This is a genomic window from Streptomyces sp. RGM 3693 (assembly GCF_050471125.1).
Classification (GTDB): domain Bacteria; phylum Actinomycetota; class Actinomycetes; order Streptomycetales; family Streptomycetaceae; genus Streptomyces.
In genome coordinates this window covers 204,229-224,228 of record NZ_JBMPPQ010000001.1, presented here as the reverse complement: position 1 = coordinate 224,228, position 20,000 = coordinate 204,229, and the positions used below count along the sequence as shown (strand labels likewise).

The 20,000-nt window shown below is 73.2% G+C and carries 16 protein-coding genes and 1 pseudogene; 7 read left to right on the top strand and 10 right to left on the bottom strand.

The genetic code is table 11. The features are described 5' to 3' along the window. Window positions 1–66 precede the first annotated feature (66 nt). Window positions 67–1,071, bottom strand: coding sequence for a zinc-binding dehydrogenase (locus ACO0M4_RS01040; protein ID WP_430367610.1), 1,005 nt, complete (start codon window positions 1,069–1,071; stop codon window positions 67–69). A 140-nt stretch (window positions 1,072–1,211) separates the two neighbouring features. Continuing rightward, the gene (locus ACO0M4_RS01035; protein WP_430367609.1) at window positions 1,212–3,284 is read right to left on the bottom strand and encodes a thioredoxin domain-containing protein; all 2,073 of its coding nucleotides are present in this window, start codon (window positions 3,282–3,284) and stop codon (window positions 1,212–1,214) included. Between the two features lie 217 nt (window positions 3,285–3,501). Here ACO0M4_RS01035 and ACO0M4_RS01030 point away from each other — a divergent pair, with 217 nt between their 5' ends. Then, the gene (locus ACO0M4_RS01030) at window positions 3,502–6,783 is read left to right on the top strand and encodes a tetratricopeptide repeat protein (RefSeq protein WP_430367608.1); all 3,282 of its coding nucleotides are present in this window, start codon (window positions 3,502–3,504) and stop codon (window positions 6,781–6,783) included. Between the two features lie 180 nt (window positions 6,784–6,963). Here the strand turns inward: ACO0M4_RS01030 and ACO0M4_RS01025 are convergent, their stop codons facing one another. Beyond that, window positions 6,964–7,212, bottom strand: a complete 249-nt coding sequence (locus tag ACO0M4_RS01025; RefSeq protein WP_430367607.1) for a hypothetical protein — start codon at window positions 7,210–7,212, stop codon at window positions 6,964–6,966. Window positions 7,213–7,216: 4 nt separating this feature from the next. Beyond that, complete coding sequence (mca, locus tag ACO0M4_RS01020; RefSeq protein ID WP_430367606.1) at window positions 7,217–8,089, bottom strand: mycothiol conjugate amidase Mca; 873 nt, start codon at window positions 8,087–8,089, stop codon at window positions 7,217–7,219. Window positions 8,090–8,219: 130 nt separating this feature from the next. Here mca and ACO0M4_RS01015 point away from each other — a divergent pair, with 130 nt between their 5' ends. After that, the gene (locus ACO0M4_RS01015) at window positions 8,220–8,636 is read left to right on the top strand and encodes a DUF4307 domain-containing protein (protein ID WP_430367605.1); all 417 of its coding nucleotides are present in this window, start codon (window positions 8,220–8,222) and stop codon (window positions 8,634–8,636) included. A 249-nt stretch (window positions 8,637–8,885) separates the two neighbouring features. Then, window positions 8,886–9,383 (top strand): transcription elongation factor GreA, encoded by a 498-nt coding sequence (gene greA, locus ACO0M4_RS01010; protein ID WP_430367604.1) that lies wholly within the window; start codon window positions 8,886–8,888, stop codon window positions 9,381–9,383. Window positions 9,384–9,501: 118 nt separating this feature from the next. Here greA and ACO0M4_RS01005 read toward each other — a convergent pair whose 3' ends face one another. From ACO0M4_RS01005 to ilvA, 3 genes are all read right to left on the bottom strand, one after another. Further along, window positions 9,502–10,380 (bottom strand): ABC transporter permease, encoded by an 879-nt coding sequence (locus tag ACO0M4_RS01005; RefSeq protein WP_430367603.1) that lies wholly within the window; start codon window positions 10,378–10,380, stop codon window positions 9,502–9,504. Further along, window positions 10,377–11,471 (bottom strand): ATP-binding cassette domain-containing protein, encoded by a 1,095-nt coding sequence (locus ACO0M4_RS01000; protein ID WP_430367602.1) that lies wholly within the window; start codon window positions 11,469–11,471, stop codon window positions 10,377–10,379. Before ACO0M4_RS01000 ends, ACO0M4_RS01005 begins: the two co-directional genes overlap by 4 nt. A gap of 447 nt (window positions 11,472–11,918) precedes the next feature. After that, window positions 11,919–13,193, bottom strand: a complete 1,275-nt coding sequence (ilvA, locus tag ACO0M4_RS00995; protein WP_430367601.1) for a threonine ammonia-lyase — start codon at window positions 13,191–13,193, stop codon at window positions 11,919–11,921. Window positions 13,194–13,377: 184 nt separating this feature from the next. Between ilvA and ACO0M4_RS00990 the strand changes: the two genes are divergently transcribed. Next, complete coding sequence (locus tag ACO0M4_RS00990; RefSeq protein WP_430367600.1) at window positions 13,378–13,878, top strand: MarR family winged helix-turn-helix transcriptional regulator; 501 nt, start codon at window positions 13,378–13,380, stop codon at window positions 13,876–13,878. Between the two features lie 520 nt (window positions 13,879–14,398). On the opposite strand, the gene ACO0M4_RS00985 is transcribed toward ACO0M4_RS00990, so the two are convergent. Next, window positions 14,399–15,559 (bottom strand): cystathionine gamma-synthase, encoded by a 1,161-nt coding sequence (locus tag ACO0M4_RS00985; protein ID WP_430367599.1) that lies wholly within the window; start codon window positions 15,557–15,559, stop codon window positions 14,399–14,401. A 219-nt stretch (window positions 15,560–15,778) separates the two neighbouring features. On the opposite strand from ACO0M4_RS00985, the gene ACO0M4_RS00980 reads away from it, so the two are divergent. Together ACO0M4_RS00980 and msrA are read left to right on the top strand one after the other, a co-directional pair. Continuing rightward, a complete protein-coding gene (locus tag ACO0M4_RS00980) occupies window positions 15,779–16,921 on the top strand; it encodes a hypothetical protein (RefSeq protein WP_430367598.1) in 1,143 nt (380 codons plus the stop codon). Window positions 16,922–17,061: 140 nt separating this feature from the next. Beyond that, a complete protein-coding gene (gene msrA, locus ACO0M4_RS00975) occupies window positions 17,062–17,730 on the top strand; it encodes a peptide-methionine (S)-S-oxide reductase MsrA (RefSeq protein ID WP_430367597.1) in 669 nt (222 codons plus the stop codon). 335 nt (window positions 17,731–18,065) lie between these two features. Here msrA and ACO0M4_RS00970 read toward each other — a convergent pair. After that, a pseudogene (locus ACO0M4_RS00970) lies at window positions 18,066–18,200 on the bottom strand (diaminobutyrate acetyltransferase); the annotation flags it as partial. Between the two features lie 30 nt (window positions 18,201–18,230). On the opposite strand from ACO0M4_RS00970, the gene ACO0M4_RS00965 reads away from it, so the two are divergent. Further along, the gene (locus ACO0M4_RS00965) at window positions 18,231–18,386 is read left to right on the top strand and encodes a hypothetical protein (protein WP_430367596.1); all 156 of its coding nucleotides are present in this window, start codon (window positions 18,231–18,233) and stop codon (window positions 18,384–18,386) included. A 41-nt stretch (window positions 18,387–18,427) separates the two neighbouring features. On the opposite strand, the gene ACO0M4_RS00960 is transcribed toward ACO0M4_RS00965, so the two are convergent. After that, the gene (locus ACO0M4_RS00960) at window positions 18,428–19,870 is read right to left on the bottom strand and encodes a DUF2786 domain-containing protein (RefSeq protein ID WP_430367595.1); all 1,443 of its coding nucleotides are present in this window, start codon (window positions 19,868–19,870) and stop codon (window positions 18,428–18,430) included. Window positions 19,871–20,000 lie beyond the last annotated feature (130 nt).

Genomic DNA, 20,000 nt, shown 5'->3' with positions numbered 1-20,000 from the left:
TCCACCCGGAGGGGTGACGTCATCCGGCACCCCCCCGGCAACAGCCCCTCGCCCGTAGGCCGCGCCTTACAACTCCACCAGTACGGAGCCGAGATGCTTGCCGGCGATCAGCTCCTGGAGTGCCCGCGGGGCCTGTTCGATGCCGTGCAGCCGGGAGTGCGGGAAGGCAAGGGTGCCGTCGCGCAACCCCTGACCGAACAGCGCGTGCCACTCCGGGATCAGGTCCCGGTGGTCGTAGAGGGCGACGCCACGCAGGGTGATGCTCCGGGCCAGCAGCGACAGGGTGTCGATCGGCGTGGTGGACACGGACCCCTCGGACAGCTGGGTGGCGAGCGCACCTACGAGGGCGAGTCGGGCACCGCGGTTGGCGACGGCGATCGCGGCCTGGAGCTGCTCGCCGCCCACGTTGTCGAAGAGCGCGTCGATGCCGTCCGGGGCGGCCGCGCGCAGTTGCTCCTCGATGGGCCCGGCGCCCCGGATGACCACCGCATCGTAGCCGAACTCCGTCAGCAGCCGGTCGGCCTTCTCCCGCGAGCCGGTACTGCCGATGACCCGCGCGGCGCCGCGCAGCTTGGCGATCTGGCCGGCCAGCGAGCCGACGCCGCCGGCCGCCCCGGTGACGAACACCGTGTCCCCGGGGCGCACTTCGGCGCCGCGGTCGATGCCCATCAGGGCGGTGGGCCCCTGCGAGAGGTAGCCGGCCGGGTCGGGCAGCAGGCCGGGGGCGAGGCGCTGGACCTCTGCGGCGTCCAGTAGGGCGTACTCGCGCCAGCCGAGGCGGTGCTCCACCAGGTCGCCGGGCTTGAGGTCGGTCCCGGGGGCGGCGACCACCTCGCCGACGGCCTCCCCGTAGAGCGCCTCGCCCACCCCGAAGGACGGCATGGGGACGGTGGTGACCTCGTCCATCAGGGTGCGCATCACGGCGGCGACGGCCATCAGGGAGTTGCGTACCAGTACCTGGCCCGCCGCCGGTTCCGGGACGGGGACCTCCACGATCTCGAAGAGGTCATCGGTGACCGGGCCCTCGGGACGGGCGGCCAGGCGGACTTCGCGGTGCGTGCGGTTCTTCATGCCCCGAGGCTAGAACTTGACGCGCGCGTCAAGGTCAATCCGGTCGCTGGTCCTAGGACTTGAGACGGGGCGGGGCCGGCCGGGCCCTCGGCGCCGAGGAGGATGCGCCGCCCTACGGGCCGCGGCCCCGCCGCACCGCCTCAGGACCGCAGCCGCTCCGCCAACTCCTCCGGGTCCGTCGTCGGCCGTTCACAGGTGAAGTGCCGGCATACGTAGGCGGCCGGCTTACCGTCGACCAGGGGGCGCGCCCTCAGCAGCGGCACCTCGGCGGCGGCGTCCGCCCCGGGGGCGCCCAGTGCCACCACCGCCCCGGGGGCGGTGCCCAGCAGCGCGGCGCGGTGCAGCGCACGGGTGGCCGGATCGTCCGGCGGGCCGACCACCGCGACCTCGCGCGGCCCGTCCAGCGCGGCCTCGGCGACCGCCAGCCCCCAGCCGATGAAGCGCGGCACCCGGCCGCCGAGGGCGGTGACGATGCCCAGGGCACGCTCCGCGGCGTCCCGGTGGAGCGCACTGCCGGTCAGCGCCGCGTACGAGAGCAGCGCCCCGGCCGCGGCGGTCCACCCGGAGGGCGTGGCGTTGTCGGTCGGGTCCTGGGGGCGGCGGATCAGCCGCTCGGCGTCGGCGGCGGTGTCGTAGAGCGTGCCGTCGGGGGCGGTGAACTGCACCAGGACGGTGTCCAGGAAGAAGCCCGCGAACTCCACCCAGACGCCCTCTCCGGTGGCCGAGGCCAGCGCGAGGAAGCCCTCGGCGACGTTCGCGTAGTCGTCCAGGACGCCGGCGTTGCTGCCGGCCGTGCCGTCCCGGGAGGTGCGGTGCAGCCGGGCCTGCCAGTCCATGTGGACGCGGACCAGCAGGTCGGCGGCGTCGGTGGCGGCCTGCACCAGATCGGGGCGGTCGAAGTAGACGCCGGTCTCGGCGAGCGCGGCGATGGCCAGCCCGTTCCAGGAGGCGACGACCTTGTCGTCGCGCCCCGGGCGGGGACGCTCGGCACGGGCCGCGAGCAGCCGCTCCTTCACCGAAGCCACCCGGTCGACATCCACCGGGCCGTGGGTGTCGGGGAGTTGGAGTACGGAGGCGCCCTCCTCGAAGGTGCCCTCCTCGGTGACGCCGAAGTACGTGGCGGCGAACTCGGCGTCCTTCTCCCCCAGGACGGTGCGCAGCTGCTCCGGTGTCCAGACGTAGTACGCGCCCTCGGTGTGCCGGCCCGTCCCGTCGTCGCTGTCGGCGTCCAGTGCGGAGGCGAAGCCGCCCTGGTCGGTCCGGAGTTCCCGGACCATGAAGTCGGCGGTCTCCAGGGCGATCCGCCGGGCCAGGTCGCCGAGTCCGTCAGCGGCTCCGTCGCGGGCGGTGGCGCGCCACAGGTGGGCGTAGGTGCGGCACAGCAGGGCGTTGTCGTAGAGCATCTTCTCGAAGTGCGGAACGACCCATTCCCGGTCGACGGAGTAGCGGGCGAAGCCGCCGCCGAGCTGGTCGTAGATCCCGCCGCGGGCCATCGCCGCGCAGGTCGCCTCGGCCATCTCCAGGGCGCCGGTGGAACCCGTCCGGGCATGGTGGCGGAGCAGGAACTCCAACACCATGGACGGCGGGAACTTCGGCGCGCCGCCGAACCCGCCGTGCACCGCGTCGCAGTCGCGGGTCAGCGCCATCAGGGCGGCGTGCAGCTCCTCGGGGCGCGGGGGCCGCTGGTCCCCCTCGGGCAGCGACTCGGCCAGCGAGCGGCCCGCGAGGTCGGCGACGATCCGGCCGGCGACCTCGCCGACCTCGTCGCGCCGGTCGGTCCAGGCCCCCCGGACCCCTTCGAGGACCTGCCCGAAGGAGGGCATGCCATGGCGCGGCTCGGGCGGGAAGTACGTGCCGAAGTAGAAGGGTTCGGCGTCGGGGGTGAGGAACACGGTCATCGGCCAGCCACCCTGGCCGGTGGCGGCCTGCACGGCCTCCATGTAGACGGCGTCGACGTCCGGACGCTCCTCGCGGTCGACCTTGACGGCCACGAAGTGCTCGTTGAGCAGCGCGGCGACGGCCGGGTCCTCGAAACTCTCGTGGGCCATGACGTGGCACCAGTGGCAGGAGCTGTAGCCGACGCTGAGCAGTACCGGCACGCCGCGCCGCCGGGCCTCCTCGAACGCTTCGGGGGACCACGGCCACCAGTCGACGGGGTTGTCGGCGTGCTGGAGCAGATATGGGGAAGTCTCATGAGCCAGGCGGTTCGGCATGAGGCCATCCTCTCCCAATGGGGCAGCGGTTTCCGGGAGAGGCGGGAGTTATCCACAGCCCTGCCGGAAACCGCCCGGACGCGAAACACTGTGGGTGCGGCGGTGATCACGCCGGGGCGGGCCGTGCGAGGGCGCGGGGACGCGCCGGTGGGTAGGGGTGATCCGCCGGTGACCGCTGGACCGCCAGGACTGCTGGCGACTGTTGGAGGGGGAGGGCATGCCGGGCGAACTGGCTGGACTGCGGGACGGCCACCGGAAGGAAGCGGACGAGCTGCTGGCGCGGACCGTCGAAGAAGAGGCGCGCCGCGCGGGGGGCCGGCTCGACGGGCCGGCGCTGCTCGGCAGGGCCCGGGCGGCGCTGGACGAGCTGGCCGCCCCCGCGGCGGAGGAGTACGGGGCGTACGTCCGCGCGCTGGACGAGGCGGCGGCCGGCCGGCGACCGCTCGCGCAGCGGCTGTCGCGCAAGGAGCTGGGCACCCCGGCGGTGGCGTCGGCGGTGGCCGCGGTGGCCGCGTTCGGTGTGGACCTGGCGTACGGCACGGGCGGTGGACCGGCGCTCGGGGCGGGTGCCGCGGCGCTGGTCGCGGGCGCGGCGGCCACGGTCGTGAAGCTGACCGCCGGTCATCTTCCGGCGGCGCACCGCCAGGCCGGGATGCGGGGCCAGCCCGGCGGGCCGGAGCAGCTGCGGCTCCAGTGGTTGACGGCGCTGGAGGTGCGCGGCATCCGCCCGTTCCTGGACCAGCAGCGGATGCTGAGCGCGGCGGCCCGGGGCGGCAGCGCGTCCTCCGCCCAGCCCGCGGGGAAGGGCTCCCGGGGTCCGCAGCTGCGCGGTGCGGATCGCAGCGCGGCGGCCCGCCGGCGGTCGGTCCTGGAGCGGTCGTTCGCGCAACTCCCGCAGCCGGACGGCCCGTTCGCCGGGCGTCGGACGGAGCTGGCACAGATCGTCCAGTGGGTGCAGGCCGGCCGGGCGAGCACGGAGACCCGGCCGATCGTGGTGGTGCTGCACGGCGAGCCGGGCGCGGGCCGGACGGCACTGGCGGTGCGGGCGGCGCATCAGCTGCGCGATCAGTTCCGCGGCGCGTGTCTGGTGGATCTGCGGGGTGACACCCCCGGCGAGGTGCCGCTGCCGACCCGGGACGCGCTGTTGCACCTGCTCAACCGCCTGGGCGCGCCGCGCGAGCAACTGCTCTTCCGCGAGCGCCCCTCGCAGGAGCAGCACGTCAGGAGGCTCACCGAGATCTACCACCAGCATCTGTCCGGGCTCCCGGTGACGGTGCTGCTGGACGACGCCTCGGATGCGGAGCAGGTGCGGGCCCTGGTTCCGGACCGCTCCGACAGCCTGATCCTGGTCACCTCCCGTACGCCGCTCGCACTGCCCGCGGATCTGGAGGCGCGGGTGCACCAACTGCCAGTGGCGGCGCTGGACACGGCGGGCACCGAGGAGCTGCTGCGGTCGGCGGCGCCCGCCGGGGCGGAACCGCCGGACGGCGCGGGCCCGTACGACGCGCAGTCGATCGACCGGATCTCCGAGCTGTGCGCCGGGCTGCCGCTGGCACTGCGGGTGATCGGCTCCGCACTGGGCAGCCGCTCCCCCGCCACGCTGGCGCGGGAGCTGGCGGCGGTCGACGGGACGGCACCGGTGGAGCGGGCCCTGACGCTGCGCTACGCCGACCAGCCACCGCAGGCCCGGCAGCTGCTGCGCCGGCTGGCCCTGGTGGGTCGGGCGAGCCTGGGGGTGGCCGCCGCGGCCGCGCTGCTGGGGGTCCCGGACGCGGAGGCGAAGCGGCAGCTGACCGCGCTGGCCGAGGCCGGCTTGATCGAGCACGTCCGCGGCGCGCGCTACCGCCTGCACCCCCTGGTGCACCGCTTCGCGCACGACCGGCTGACCGACGAGGAGGCGCCGGCCGAGCGCGCAGCGGCCCAGGAGCGGCTGATCCGCGGCTATGCGGAGCTGGCCGACGCGGTGATCCGGCTGGTCGACGGCAATACGTCCACCCGCGCCGACCGCTTCGGCCCGCACGGTTTCGCGTCCCTGGACGCGGCCCTCCAGTGGCTGGACGACGAGACCAGCTTCATCACCGCCGCCCTGCGCCACGCCGATCAGGACGTGGACCAGGACACCGTCTCGCACCTGCTGGGCGCGCTGTGCGACTACTGCCTGCTGCGCGGCGACCTCTACCGCCTGGGTGAGTTGAGCGAGCTGACCCGGGCGGCCGGCCAGGGGATGCTGGTCCGCTCGGTGCAGTGGCGGACGGGCGTCGCGGCCCGCCAGTTGGGCGAGCTGGACCGGGCCCGGACGACCCTGTCGTCGGTGGTCGACCTCTATTTCGAGGCGCAGCACCCGGTGGGCGCGGCCCGTGCGCTGCGCGACCTGGGCATCACGCTCCAGCAGCAGGGCAGTCTGACCGAGGCCGCGGCCAAGCTGCGGGAGGCGCTGGACCTCCAGGCCGGCCCCGAGATGCGCGGCGACCGGGCGTGGACGCTGCACGCCCTGGCGGCGGTGGAGCGGGATCGGGCCCGGCTCCCCGAGGCGCTGGAGATGCTGCGGGAGTCGCTGGTGCTCCATGAGGAGAGCGAGAGCCTGCACGGCCAGGCGTGGGCACACTTCCAGCTCGGCCAGGTCCATCTGCGGCAGGGCGACGTCCCGGGCGCCGAGGCCGCACTGCACGCCGCCCTGGAGCTGTACGGCCGTACCCACGACGATCGCGGCACGGCCTGGGCGATGACCCAGCTGGCGCGGGCCCGGCTGGTGGACGGCGACCCCGGCCCGGCCGTGGACCAGTTGCGCCGGGCGCTGCCGCTGCACCGCCAGCACGAGGACGCCCGCGGTGAGGCGTGGACGATGTACTACCTCGGCCAGGCGCTGGAGGAGCGTGGGGAGCGCGATGAGGCGCTGCGCCAGCTGGAGCGCTCACGGAACATGTTCAGTCGGATGCAGGACGGCTACGGCCTGGCCTGCGCCCGGCACCACGCGGGCCGGGTGACCCGGGATCTGCGGGCCGAGCAGACCGGTTCGCTGCGCAACAGCGGCTTCGCCCGACAGCTGCTCCAGGACGCCCGGAAGGACTTCCAGCGGATCGGTGTGGTGCACGGCGAGGCGTGGTCCGTGCTGGAGCTGGTGATCATCGACGCCGGCAACGGACGGACGGCCCAGGCACTGGCGCTGGCCGACGAGGCCGGTCAGCTCTTCGCTGGTTACGGCGACCGGCGCGGTGCGGACTGGGCGCGGTTCCTGCGGTGCACGCTGCTGCCGTTCGCCTCACCGGGCGGTTCGGTGGTCGGCACGGCGGTGGCGCAGGAGGAGCTGTCGCAACTGGTCCGGGAGCGGCACGACGACCGGGACGCCAAGCTGGAGGACTGCGCGCAGACGTTCGGACTGCTGTTGGAGCGCGGGGTGGAGCCGGAGACGGGGTGGCAGGCATGGCGGCTCGGCATGGTGCCGGATCGGCACGCCCGGGAAATCATGGGCGTGCCGACGGCACCGGCCACCGCGGAGTGACGGTGCCGGCGTGTGCCGCCGGTACGGAGCCGGGGCGTCCGGCCCGCGATACGGCTCGCTGACCGCTTGGATCAGCGAGCCGCCGGGCCGGTCGGCCGACCGCTGCCAGACGGCCGGTTCGACGACCGCCACCCGGTCTGTACGCCCGCGCGCCGTGCACCGCGGCCCGGCGCCGGGCCGTCAGCTGGTCTTCGGCTTCGGAGCCGCGGCGGCCGGGGCGGTGGTGCCCGCCTGGCCGTCCTCCGTGGGCTCCTCGAAGTCCACCTTCCGCATGTGCTTGTTCATGGACTTCATCAGCAGCCACACGGCGCCGCCGATGACCGCGAAGACGATGAAGCCGAGGACGCCGGGGGTCACCTTGTCCTTGTCGAAGCTGTCGGCAAGGGTGACGAAGTGCGTCAGGGCGAGGGTGCTGGTCGCGCTCATCATGGACTCAATTGTTGCGGATGCCCGCGAAGAGGTCGTCCTCGGGGAGCGAAGTGTCCACGAGCGACTTCGCGAGCTCGTATTCCTCGGTCGGCCAGACCTCGCGCTGGATGTCCATCGGCACCCGGAACCACCCGCCGTCGGGGTCGATCTGGGTGGCGTGGGCGATCAGTGCCTTGTCGCGGATCTCGAAGAAATCGGCGCAGGGGACGTAGGTGGTCAACGTCCGCTCGCGCCGCTCGAACTCCTTCCACCGCTCCAGCCACTCGCCGTAGGGCGATTCCATGCCGCGCGCCAGGAGCGCCTCGTGGAGGGCGAGGGTGCGCGGCTTGTTGAAGCCCTGGTTGTAGTAGACCTTCTGCGGCTGCCAGGGCTCGCCGGCCTCCGGGTACTTCTCCGGGTCGCCGGCCGCCTCGAAGGCCACCATCGTGATCTTGTGGGTCATGATGTGGTCCGGGTGCGGGTAGCCGCCGTTCTCGTCGTAGGTCGTGATGACCTGCGGCTTGAATTCCCGGATCAGCTTCACCAGGCGCCCGGCCGCGACCTCGACGTCCTGGAGGGCGAAGCAGCCCTCGGGCAGCGGCGGCAGCGGGTCGCCCTCGGGAAGCCCGGAGTCGACGAAGCCCAGCCACTCCTGCTTGACGCCCAGGATCTCCCGGGCCTCGTCCATTTCCTTCTTGCGTACCTCGTGGATGTGCTCCTCGATGTACGGGTCCCCCTGGAGTTTGGGGTTGAGGATGGACCCTCGCTCGCCCCCTGTGCAGGTGACGACCAGCACGTCCACCCCCTCGGACACGTACTTGGCCATGGTGGCCGCACCCTTGCTCGACTCGTCGTCAGGGTGGGCGTGGACCGCCATCAAGCGCAGCTGCTCAGTCAAGACTCGATCCTCAGTGAAAAGCCGGAGAAGATGCCTCCTATAGTGACCGAAGCGAGGGGCGCTGTATTCCCTGGGGCGGGGACCCCCCTGGGTCCGCTTCTTCCCCGGTCCCCTACCAGGAGGATGGATCATGACCGCGGTGCGCGAAGGGCTCCCGGACGGACGCTACGGCCGTTCCGCCGACCAGCGCGCGGACCGCAAGCTCAAGATCATCGGGACGGTGCTCGGCGCGGCCCTGCTCGGCGTGGTGGGCTGGCTCGGCGTCTCGTACGTCTCCGGGCAGGACCTCAGCGGCCGGATCATCACCTGGGACGCGGTCTCCGACCACGCGGTCAAGGTCCACCTCGAAGTCGTCAAGGGCACGGACGACACCGGCGTGTGCACGCTCCGTTCGCAGGCCACCGACGGTTCCGAGGTCGGCCGCAAGGACGTCACCATCGACCAGCGCACGGGACAGGTCGACACCGAGGTCACGGTCCGGACGACCAAGCGCGCGACCAACGCCATCCTGGTCGGCTGCACGGGCGCCCCGGCCGGCAACGGCTGACCTCACGGGACGCGCCGGCGGGGTCCGGCGCTGACCGTCCGGAAGGGCCCGGTGACTCGATCGGCCCCACGCCGGCGCGCCGCCTGATCGGCTCTGATCAGCGATGATGCAGTCCTGTGCGACCACTGTGAAATTCCTCTTCCCCCTTTTGTGCCGGAATTGTTAGGCTCGTGGTTTCGCCCACCTGTGAAGGCGCAAACCTTCCTGGTAGGGCGTTTGATTTATCCCCAGTACCGACGAGGAGCACCTGTGACCCAGACCAGCGAGAACGTCACCTGGCTGACCCAGGAGGCGTATGACCAGCTCAAGGCCGAGCTGGAGTACCTGTCTGGTCCCGCACGCGCCGAGATCACCGAGAAGATCCAGGCGGCCCGCGAGGAAGGTGACCTGAAGGAGAACGCCGGGTACCACGCGGCCAAGGAGGAGCAGGGCAAGCAGGAGCTGCGCGTCCGCCAGCTCACCCAGCTGCTGCAGTCCGCGAAGGTCGGCGAGGCCCCCGCGGCCAACGGTGTGGTCGCTCCCGGCATGGTCGTCACCATCGCGTTCGACGGAGACCCGGACGACACCCTGTCGTTCCTTCTTGCCTCGCGGGAGTACGCGAGCTCGGAGATCGAGACCTACTCCCCGCAGTCGCCGCTGGGGACCGGCGTGAACGGCAAGAAGGTCGGCGCCGACGCCGAGTACGAGCTGCCCAACGGCAAGAAGGCGTCGGTGAAGATCCTCGACGCCAAGCCCTACAACGGCTGAGCCGCGGTACGCGCGGAGATCAAGCGCAGCGGAAGCGGCCCGGAGCATACGGTTCCGGGCCGCTTCCGCATGTGCGGGGCGGGTGCCGGCCGGGCCGCGGTGCGGCGCCGGCCGGACCTCAGGCGGTCGCCGAGCGGTACTTGCGGACCGCCAGGGTCCGGAAGATCGCGATGATCAGGATGGACCAGATCACCGAGGCCAGCACCGGGTGTTCCATCGGCCAGGCGCCGGTCACCGACCGGGGCACGCTCGCGATGGTGTTGCCGAACAGCTGCCGGGCGCCGGCGACCGTGGCGCTGAACGGATTCCACTCCGCGATGTGCTGGAGGAACGCCGGCATGCCGCTGACCGGGACGAAGGCGTTGGAGATGAACGTCAGCGGGAAGAGCCAGATCAGCCCGCCGGAGGTGGCCGCCTCGGGGGTGCGGACCGAGAGGCCGATGAGCGCGCCGATCCAGGAGAAGGCGTAGCCGAGCAGGAGCAGCAGCGCGAAGCCGGCCAGCACGCTCGCCGGGTTCTCGTGGCTGCGCCAGCCGATCAACAGCGCGACCACGGCCAGCACCACCAGCGTCAGCGCGGTCTGCACCAGGTCGGCGAGAGTGCGACCGGTGAGGACCGCACCACGGGACATCGGCAGCGAGCGGAACCGGTCGATCAGCCCCTTGTGCATGTCGTCCGCGATGCCCGCGCCGGCGCCGGCGGTGGCGAAGGTGACGGTCTGCGCGAAGATCCCGGCCATCAGGAATTCCCGGTACGCCTGGGCGTCACCGGCCTGGGAGCCGGGGAGCGCGATGGACCCGCCGAAGACGTAGGTGAAAAGCACCACGAACATGATCGGCTGGATCAGCGAGAAGATCACGACCTCGGGGATGCGCAGCATCCGGATCAGATTGCGTTGGGCGACCACCAGCGCATCGCGCACGGGCCGCATGAGGCCGCCGCGCGGCCGTGGGTTCCGGGCGGGGGCCGCACCGGACGTGTGGCCGACCGCACTCATCGCACACCCTCCTTGGTGGTCTCCGCGCCGGCCCGGTCGCCGTCCGCGCGTGCGATGCCTTTCCTGTCGGCTTTCCCGTTCCCGTTCCCGTTCCCGTGGCCGTTCCCGTTCCCATGGCCTTTCTTGTTGCCGTTCCCGCTGTCCGCTTCCGTCGCGGCGGTGTGGCCGGTCAGCGCGATGAAGACGTCGTCGAGGGTCGGGCGACGCAGTCCGATGTCGTCGATCTCCACCCCGCGGGCGTCCAGTTCGCGGATGACGTCGGCGAGCAGCTTGGCGCCGCCGCTCACCGGGAACGTGAGCTTGCGGGTGTGCGGTTCGACCGCGCCCTCGCCCTTGGCGACCGCGCGCAGGACGCCCTCGGCCACCGGGAGCTGCTCGGGGGCGTGCACCACGACCTCGATCCGCTCGCCGCCGGTGCGGGCCTTGAGCTGGTCGGAGGTGCCGCGGGCGATGACCCGGCCGTGGTCGACGACGCAGATGTCGTGCGCGAGCCGGTCGGCCTCCTCCAGGTACTGGGTGGTGAGCAGCAGGGTGGTGCCGCCGGCGACCAGCTCCTGGATGACGTCCCACAGCGCCTGGCGGTTGCGCGGGTCCAGGCCGGTGGTCGGCTCGTCCATGAACATCACGGGCGGACTGACGACCAGGGCGGCGGCCAGGTCGAGTCGGCGGCGCATCCCGCCTGAGTAGGTCTTGGCGGTGCGGTCGGCGGCGTCGCCGAGGTTGAACCGCTCCAGCAGTTCGGCGGCCCGGCGCTTGGCGTCGCGCCCACTCATCTGGTAGAGCCGCCCGACCATCACCAGGTTCTCCCGGCCGGTCAAGTACTCGTCTACGGCGGCGAATTGGCCCGAGAGGCCGATGGCGCGACGCACCGCGTCGGGGTGCGCGAGGACGTCGATGCCGGCCACCCGCGCCGTCCCCCGGTCGGGCCGGAGCAGGGTTGTCAGGACCCTGACGGCGGTGGTTTTGCCGGCCCCGTTCGGGCCGAGCATTCCGAGGACGGTTCCTTCGGGAACGTCGAGATCGACGCCGTCCAGTGCCCTCACCTCGCCGAAGGTCTTCACCAGACCTTCGGCATAAATGGCGCCTGGCATATGGGTACCCCCATGGCTTGGATCAGTTCTGGGTCGAATGCGATAGATGTGCCGAATAGTACGTTTTGGGGCGTGCAGTGACCCTGTTGGCGACGCCCCCGCTCCCGTCGTTCCACGGGGCGCGGGTGCGCTTCAGGGCGTGCGGGCGACTCACGGGCGCTGGTCCGCGGCGGGGCGTCATGGCGTAGCGGCCCTCGCGGCCGCAGCGATGATACTTCAGACGCGATACATCGCGATATGGATGAGCAGGGACGAAAACTCGCCATCGCGCGGCATGGGAGGGCAAGGGCGGCGATCCGGCAGTGCGGCGAGGCTCCGACGGCCCGGAGCCCACAACAGCGCGGACAGCGGCTGCCCACAACAGCGCGGGCGGCGGCTGCCCACAACTGAGCGGGGCGGCGGCTGCCCGCCACCGCCCCGCTCATACTCCGCCCCGCGCCGCGTCGTTCAGACCGCGACCACGTCGTACCCCGCCTCGCGCAGCGCCGCGGTCACCTCGGAGCAGTGCTCCGGCCCCTTGGTCTCCAGGTGGAGTTCGACCTCCACCTCGGTGAGCCCGAGCCGGGGATCGATGCGCACATGCCCCACGTCGAGGACGTTGGCGTCCACCACCGTGAGGACGCCGAGGAGGGTGGCCAGCGCACCCGGGCGGTCGGTGAGCCGGACCCGGAACGAGAGGTAACGGCCGGCGGCGGCCATGCCGTGACGGAGGATCCGCTGCATCAGGAGCGGATCGACGTTACCGCCGGAGAGCACCGCGACCACCGGCCCCTCGAAGGAGCCGGGCGACGACAACAGTGCCGCCACCGGGCTCGCCCCGGCCGGCTCCACCACCAGCTTCGCCCGCTCCAGACACAGCAGCAGGGCGCTGGACAACTCGTCCTCGGTGACCGTACGGACCTCGTCCACCAACTCCCGCACGATGCCGAACGGCACGTCGCCGGGCCGCCCCACCTTGATGCCGTCCGCCATCGTGGCCAGCGGCTCGATCGCCACCGGGTGCCCCACCGCCAACGACGGCGGATAGCAGGCCGCGGCCGCCGCCTGCACCCCGACCACCCGCACGTCCGGCCGCAGCCCCTTGACCGCGAGGGCGACGCCCGCCGCGAACCCGCCGCCGCCCACCCCGACGACGACGGTGCGCACCTCCGGACACTGTTCGAGGATCTCCAGGCCGACCGTGCCCTGGCCGGCGATGATGTCGCGGTGGTCGAAGGGGTGGATGAAGACCGCACCGGTCTGCCGTGCGTACTCCTGGGCGGCGGCCAGCGTCTCGTCGACGACCTGGCCGTGCAGCCGCACCTCGGCGCCGTACTCGCGGGTCGCGGCGACCTTCGGCAACGGGGCGCCGACCGGCATGAAGACCGTCGAGGCCACTCCCAGCAGGGACGCCGCAAGGGCCACCCCCTGGGCGTGGTTGCCGGCGCTCGCCGCCACCACACCGGCGGCCCGCTCCTCCGCCGAGAGGCCGGCGATCCGCACGTACGCGCCGCGGATCTTGAACGAGCCGGTGCGCTGGAGGTTCTCGCACTTCAGGTGGACGGGGGCGCCCACCAGCTCCGACAGATAGCGGCTGCCCTCCATGGCGGTGGTCCGCGACACCCCGGAGAGCAGCTTCTGCGCCTCGCGCACCTCGTCGACCGTGATCCCGGCGAACGCCGCCGACGCGGTGGTCACGGAGCCCGCGGACGGGTGCGGCGGATGCGGCGTGTGCTCGACCATGCGGCCAGTCTCGCAGTTCGGCCAGGAGCGGGCCTTTTCCGGCCGGATGGCGGACACCGGCGGGTCGGCCGGGCCGCTCGCCAGGGCCGGAAGAGCCGTACGCGACAGCACCGGCACAGTCTGTGCCGACGCCGCGTACGCTGTCTTCCCCACCGTACCCACCCCGATTAAGCGAGCCCCGGCCATGCCCACGCCTCCGGACATGACGACCCACCCCGACACCGCTCACCTCGACGCGCTCCAGCACCAAGTGGCCGTCTTCGCCCGCCGTGCCGAACAGAGCCGGCTCGGTGGCGTCGGACAGGCGCGCAACTCCATGGACCGCGCCGCCTATCTGCTCCTCAACCGCCTGGACCAGGAAGGCCCGATGGGCGTCAAGGCCCTGGCCTGCGGGATGGGGATCGACTCCTCCACGGTCACCCGGCAGGTCGCGCCGCTGGTCGACGCCGGACTGGTCGACCGCGCCACCCACCCCGAGGACGGCCGCGCCGTGGTCCTGGAACTGTCCGAGCGGGGCCACGCCCGGCTGGACGAGGTCCGGGCCTCGCGGCGGGCGCTGATGGCGATGGTGACGGAGAAGTGGACCGATGCGGAGCGCGACGCCTTCACCGCGCTCCTGACGCGCTTCAACACCTCGCTCGCCGAAATCACCGCACTGTCGCCGGCCGGACCCCCGACGTCCTGACGGCATAGCTCCGGCGGCGACGTCTGACGGCGCCGCCCGGACCGTGTGGTCCGCGGATCGGCGGGCCGGCCCGGGCCGTCGTGCGGGGGGGGGGGACGGCACCGGGACGCGCGGCGGGAGAGCGGCGGCGGGCGCGGGAGCGGCGCCGGGTCCGGGAGTTCGAGGCGCCCACCGCCGGCGCCGCCGGACCTGGCCGTACGCGCCACCGCCCGCGGTCGCCGGCCCGGCGCCGCCTGCTGCGCCGCACCGGATGACCGCTCGCCCTCCTGGCGCGCTACTGACTCTCGTCCTCTGGGCGGGAGTTGAACAGCGCTGGCGCCCACCGCCGGCCCGCACCGCCCCTCCCGTAGCGGGGTACTGAGGGGCGCGAAACGGACCGGGGTGACCGGGGCGGACTACCGGGGTGACCGGGGCGGGCCGGGGTGGACTGCCGGGGCGGGCCGGGTGGACTGCCGGGGCGGGCCGGGTGGACTGCCGGGGCGGGCCGCCCGAGGAGCGGCCCGGCCGCGGGCAAAGTGGCTCAGCCCAACGCCTGCGCGAGGTCGGCCAGCAGGTCGTCGGCGGACTCGATGCCGACCGAGAGGCGCACGAGGTCGGCGGGGACCTCCAGCGCCGAACCGGCCGTCGAGGCGTGCGTCATCCGGCCCGGGTGCTCGATCAGCGACTCCACGCCGCCCAGCGACTCCCCGAGCGTGAACAGCTTGGCGCGGTTGCAGACCTCCACCGCCGCCTCTTCGCCGCCCGCCACCTGGAACGACACCATGCCACCGAAGGACCGCATCTGCTTGGCGGCGATCTCGTGGCCGGGGTGCTCGGCCAGCCCCGGGTAGTAGACCCGGGTGACCTTCTTGTGGGAGGTCAGCAGCTCGGCGACGCGCGCCGCGTTGGCGCTGTGCCGGTCCATCCGGACGGCCAGCGTCTTGATGCCGCGCATCACCAGCCAGGCGTCGAACGGCCCGGCGATCGCACCCATCGCGTTCTGGTGGTAGGCCAGTTCCTCGCCGAGGGTGTCGTCGTTGACGACCAGCGCCCCGCCGACCACGTCGGAGTGGCCGCCCATGTACTTGGTGGTGGAGTAGACCACCACGTCCGCCCCGAGCGCGAGCGGCTGCTGGAGGTAGGGGCTGGCGAAGGTGTTGTCGACCACCAGGCGGGCGCCGGCGTCCCGGGCGACCCCGGCGAGCGCCGCGATGTCGCTGATGCCGAGCAGCGGGTTGCTGGGCGTCTCCACCCAGATCACCTTCGTACGGGGGCGCAGCGCGTCCCGGACGGCCTGCGGGTTGGAAGTGTCGGCCACCGACCACTCCACGCCCCACCGCTCGACGACCTTCGCGAACAGGCGGAACGTGCCGCCGTAGGCGTCGTTGGGGATCACCACGTGATCACCCGGGGCGAGCAGGGTGCGCAGCAGGCAGTCCTCGGCGGCGAGGCCGGAGGCGAAGGCGAGGCCGCGGCGACCGCCGTCGAGGGCGGCGAGGTTCTCCTCCAGGGCGGTACGGGTCGGGTTGGCGCTGCGGCTGTACTCGTAGCCGCCGCGGAGCCCGCCCACGCCGTCCTGCTTGTAAGTAGAGACCTGGTAGATGGGCGGTACCACCGCGCCGGTGGCCTGGTCGGGCTCCTGACCTGCGTGGATGGCAAGGGTTTCGAAGTGCTGGTGGCGCTCGTCGCGCTGTTCGCTCATGTCTGCTGAGGGTAGTCGGCCACCGGACCGAACTTTCCGGAACTTTCTGGTTCGCTGGATAGTGGATACATACGAGAACGAGGGACCGGGAGAACGGGAGACCACCGGGCAGGCCGTCACGCCACCGCCCGCGGCCCCCGCCTCCGCCCCCTCCACGCCCAGCCCCAGCCCTGGCGCCTGCCCAGCCCAGCCCCTGCCCCTCCGACCGGGACACACCACATGGACGTACTGCTGCTCCTCTTCGCCGCGATCGCGCTCGGCGGTCTGGTCTTCCTGCCCTGGATGCGGCGCCGGAAGGCCGTACAGCACGCCGAGCGGGGCTTGGCGGTGGCCACCGACCCGATGGCCGGCTACGGCTTCGTCCCCCTGGAGCACCTCGACGTACGGCTTCCCGGCCCCGACGAGCAGCTGGCCGAGGCGCTCGTCGAGATGCGCCGGACGCACGACTGGCGTCCGGCCGCGGAACTGCTCCGGTCCACCGGCGACAACTGGGAGCTGCGCTGGCAGCGGGTGCAGACGCTGGCCGGCGCGGCCGCGTTCGAGCTCGCGGAGACCTCCCACGGGCCGGCGGCCCCCGCCGCCCCCGGTGGCACCCGGACCGGCGGCATCTGGCTGCGCACCTGGCGCGCCGAGGCCCCCAAGGACCCGGGCGGCGCCCAGACGCACGCCCAGTTCCTGGTCGTCCAGGCGCTGCGCGACCCCGGCTCGCAGGACTTCCGGATGATCCTGGAGGAGGCCCGTACGGTCTGCCGGGAGGCGGCGCTGCTGGCACCGGGCAGCCCGATCCCGTACATCACCGAACTGGCCGTCGCCCGCGGCCTGCGCGAGCGCCCGGCCGACTACGAAGAGCTCTGGTCCAAGGTCCGCCAGCGGGCGCCGCACCACATGGGCGCCCACCTGGCCGCGCTCCCGTACTGGTCGGAGAAGTGGCACGGATCCCGCGACCAGGCCGAGGAGTTCGCCGGGCGCGCGGCCGCCGACGCCCCGGCGAAGAGCCTGCTGCCGGCCCTCCCGCTCTTCGCGGTCTACGAGCACCTCCCCGAGGCCAACATGGTCCGCAACCTCTTCCAGAGCGCGGTCGTCGAGCGCGCCATAGAGGGCGCCCACTTCGCCCTCCGGGAGGCCCCCGCCGACCACCCGATGGCACCGCACGTCCGCCACCTGCTCGTCTGGTTCCTGGTCCGCGCGGAACGCTACGCCGAGGCGATGGAGCAGCTCCGCCTCGTCGACGGCCACGTGGGCGCCGTCCCGTGGTCCTACGGGCGCAGCCCGGCCGCCGAGTACGCCGCGTACCGCGCGCTGGCCATCGCCGGCTGGGAGCAGCTGGGCGGCACGTCGGCGGGATTCCGGGCCCAGGGCTAGGCGGTGCGGTGCGGGTTCTCACCGCGGTCCGGGCCGGCTGGCCGGAATGCCGGCCGGCGCCCGGACGTTGGACGGAACGGATACCGCACCCGACCCGCCCCACACCCGTCCCTCGCCCCCTCCCCTGGAGCACGATCCTGATGCTGTTCTCCCGCTTCAAGACCCACCTCCCCACACCCGAGGAAGCGCTGAAGGGACGCCCCGAGCGGGACTTCGCCGTCCCCGACCGGCACACCGTCCTCGGCAACCCACTGCTCGGCCCGTACCCGGAGGGCCTGGAGGTCGCCGACTTCGGGCTGGGCTGCTTCTGGGGCGCCGAGCGGAAGTTCTGGCAGGCCGACGGCGTCTGGACCACCCTCGTCGGATACCAGGGCGGCCTCACCCCGCACCCCTCCTACGAAGAGGTGTGCAGCGGCCACACCGGCCACACCGAGGCCGTCCGCGTCGTCTTCGACCCGACGGTCGTCCCGTACGCCGCCCTCCTGAAGCTCTTCTGGGAGTCCCACGACCCCACCCAGGGCTTCCGCCAGGGCAACGACGTCGGTACCCAGTACCGCTCCGCGATCTACACCCACTCCGCCGCCCAGCAACAGGCCGCCGAAGCCTCCCGCGACGCCTACCAGAAGGTCCTCCAGTCCTCCGGCTACGGCGACATCACCACCGAGATCCTCCCCGCCGACACCTCCCGCCCCTTCTATCCGGCCGAGGCGTACCACCAGCAGTACCTCGACAAGAACCCCGCCGGGTACTGCGGAATCGGCGGGACGGGCGTCTCCTGCCCAGTGGGCGTGGCCAAGGCGGACGGCTGAGCCCTTGGACTGCGGCGTCCGAGAGTGGGATGGCTGACGCACTGAGCGCGCTCGACGTCGCCTCGGAGCGTCGGCGATCCGTCGCGTCGGCAGAGGTGCCCAGAACGCCTCTGCCGACGCGGGGGTCCCTCGAACGTCCGCTCCGAGGTGGGAGCGCACCCGGACCGCGGCCGCCTGCTTGCGGCTGATCGGGGTCTTGTGAGTGGCGGCGGGCCTTTCGCGTGACAACAGCGTGGCTTTCAGGGGCTGTCGGAATGTCCTCTGCCACCGTGATGCTCGTGACCAGTCACCCCCTACTTCGAGTCCTCCGCGCACTTCGAAGGACTCGTCCAAGGGCCCGAGACGAAGCCGCACAGGGTGGCTCCGTCGCGGGCGACAACCGAGGTGGCGGCGAAGTCCCGGCACCACAGGAGATACGAGTAAGGGCAGTTGGTGTCCAGGTCCCGGGCGTCCCGTACGCGGCGCCACATGGCGGCTGCGTCGGCGCGGTACGGCGGCTGTTGGAGCAGAACCGGGAGCGGTACGCGCAGCGGCTGACCGGCTTTCTCGACCACGCCGACCCGGAACTGCGGGAGATCCTGCGCCCGCTCTGGCAGCGGCTCGGGGTGACCCGGCACTTCCACCCCGCGTCCTTCTGGTGGCGCCACCAGGGCTGACGGCGCGGATGGCGGGGGCCGCCCCTCGTGGCCCCTCGCCGTCAGCCGGGGGTGCCGGGCTCGGGGTGGCCGAGGTGGGCGCGGTCGGCAGCGGCGGTGCCCTGGTGCCAGCCGGCGGCGTCGCGGATGCCGCGGAGCCGGACCGGGGCGGTGTCGGGGAAGAGGGTGCCGGTGGTCTCCTCGACGGCGAGTTCGCGGGCGGCGAGGACCGGGAGGAGTCGGTCCGGGGCGGTGGATTCGGCGGTGGCCGCGGCGGTCGCGGCGGCGGTGGCCGCGGACAGGCGGGTGCGGATGCGGTCCGCGTACGCCACGAGGAAGGTCTGGCGGAAGTCACGGGTGCGGCGGGAGCGGCCCCGGGCGTGGTGCTCGTCGCCCGCGCGGTTCATCGCCGAGGTGGCCTGGAGCAGTAGCGAGGTGTAGAGGAGTTCGGTCGCCTCCAGGTCGGGCGGGAAGCCGACGACGGTGGAGAAGGCCAGGTCGGCGGCCCAGACGGCCTGGCAGCGGTTGGCGGCCGCGACGGCGTCGAGGAGCAGTGCCTTGCCCTGTTCGTAGGGGCCTTCGATGCCGATGCGGATCGCCGAGGGTCCGTCGGCGGGCCGGCCGCCCTCGGGGCCGTGGGCGTGTGCGAGGAGGGCCTCGTCGATGCTGTGCCGGGCCATCAGTTCCTGGGCCTTGGCGGACAGCGCTTCGGCCTCCTCCGGGAAGGTGGTCGCCTCCGCCTTGGCGAGCAGGCCACGGATCCGGCCGAGGGCCCGGGTCGCGGAGGCGCCGCCGCCGGCCCCGCTCCCACCGGCCGCGTCGGACGTACCGGGGACACTGGAGGCGCTGGACGGGGGCGGCAGCGGGGTGATCCTGGGGAGTCGGGAGATCAGGCGCAGCGCGGTCAGCACGTCGTAGGCGGTCTCGAAGCGGGAGGTGCGGCGACGGGCCGCCAGGGCGTCCAGGTAGGCGGGGTCGGAGTCCCACCAGACGCGGGCGTCCAGGCCGTCCAGCTGGGCCTGCCAACGGGGGTCCGAGGCGGCGTCGGACGACCGCGGCCGGCGGGCCTCCGCCGCGGCGACGGCGTCGATCACCAGGGCCGCCGGCGCGTCGTCCGGCGCCGCCCGCCGAACGATCCGTTCCAGGTCGGCGGGGTGCCAGCCGCCCGCCCAGCAGCGCCGGACGGCGTCCACGGCGGCCGCGACCACGGCCGCGCTCATCGCCTCCCAGCCGGGCGCCGCGGCGGCCAGCATCGAGGCGCCCGCCTCGATGGCGTCCTCGGCGGCCGCCCCGTCCGCCGCGTAACGGACCCGGCCGAGGACGGTACCGAGCAGGTCGGCGGCCTGACGGGCGTGGTCGGCGGTGCGGGCGCGGTCGGCGGTGCGGGCGCGGTCGGTGTCGCCGCCGGGCCGGGCGCCACCGCCCGTGGCGCCGCTGCGTCCGCGGCCCTTCCCGCGGTCCTCTCCGCTGCGCTTCCCGCCGGCGTTTCTCGTGTGCTCACTCACCCGGCCACTGTACGGACGGCCGTCGGTGCCGCCGCCGGCGCCGGCCGGCAGGTCCGCGCCCGCCCCGTACGTCCGGCGCGTTCGCCCCCTCGGCGGCGCGCTCCGTCCCCCCTGCGTCAGCGCGAACCGC

What these genes read in the sequence shown, in the direction of transcription:
- ilvA (WP_430367601.1), bottom strand. Translation starts at nt 13,193, where the DNA reads ATGGTCGAGCACACGCCGCATCCGCCGCACCCGTCCGCGGGCTCCGTG.
- ACO0M4_RS00985 (WP_430367599.1), bottom strand. Translation starts at nt 15,559, where the DNA reads ATGAGCGAACAGCGCGACGAGCGCCACCAGCACTTCGAAACCCTTGCC.
- ACO0M4_RS01030 (WP_430367608.1), top strand. Translation starts at nt 3,502, where the DNA reads ATGCCGGGCGAACTGGCTGGACTGCGGGACGGCCACCGGAAGGAAGCG.
- ACO0M4_RS01000 (WP_430367602.1), bottom strand. Translation starts at nt 11,471, where the DNA reads ATGCCAGGCGCCATTTATGCCGAAGGTCTGGTGAAGACCTTCGGCGAG.
- msrA (WP_430367597.1), top strand. Translation starts at nt 17,062, where the DNA reads ATGCTGTTCTCCCGCTTCAAGACCCACCTCCCCACACCCGAGGAAGCG.
- ACO0M4_RS00980 (WP_430367598.1), top strand. Translation starts at nt 15,779, where the DNA reads ATGGACGTACTGCTGCTCCTCTTCGCCGCGATCGCGCTCGGCGGTCTG.
- ACO0M4_RS00990 (WP_430367600.1), top strand. Translation starts at nt 13,378, where the DNA reads ATGCCCACGCCTCCGGACATGACGACCCACCCCGACACCGCTCACCTC.
- ACO0M4_RS01025 (WP_430367607.1), bottom strand. Translation starts at nt 7,212, where the DNA reads ATGATGAGCGCGACCAGCACCCTCGCCCTGACGCACTTCGTCACCCTT.
- ACO0M4_RS01040 (WP_430367610.1), bottom strand. Translation starts at nt 1,071, where the DNA reads ATGAAGAACCGCACGCACCGCGAAGTCCGCCTGGCCGCCCGTCCCGAG.
- ACO0M4_RS01035 (WP_430367609.1), bottom strand. Translation starts at nt 3,284, where the DNA reads ATGCCGAACCGCCTGGCTCATGAGACTTCCCCATATCTGCTCCAGCAC.
- ACO0M4_RS01005 (WP_430367603.1), bottom strand. Translation starts at nt 10,380, where the DNA reads ATGAGTGCGGTCGGCCACACGTCCGGTGCGGCCCCCGCCCGGAACCCA.
- ACO0M4_RS01015 (WP_430367605.1), top strand. Translation starts at nt 8,220, where the DNA reads ATGACCGCGGTGCGCGAAGGGCTCCCGGACGGACGCTACGGCCGTTCC.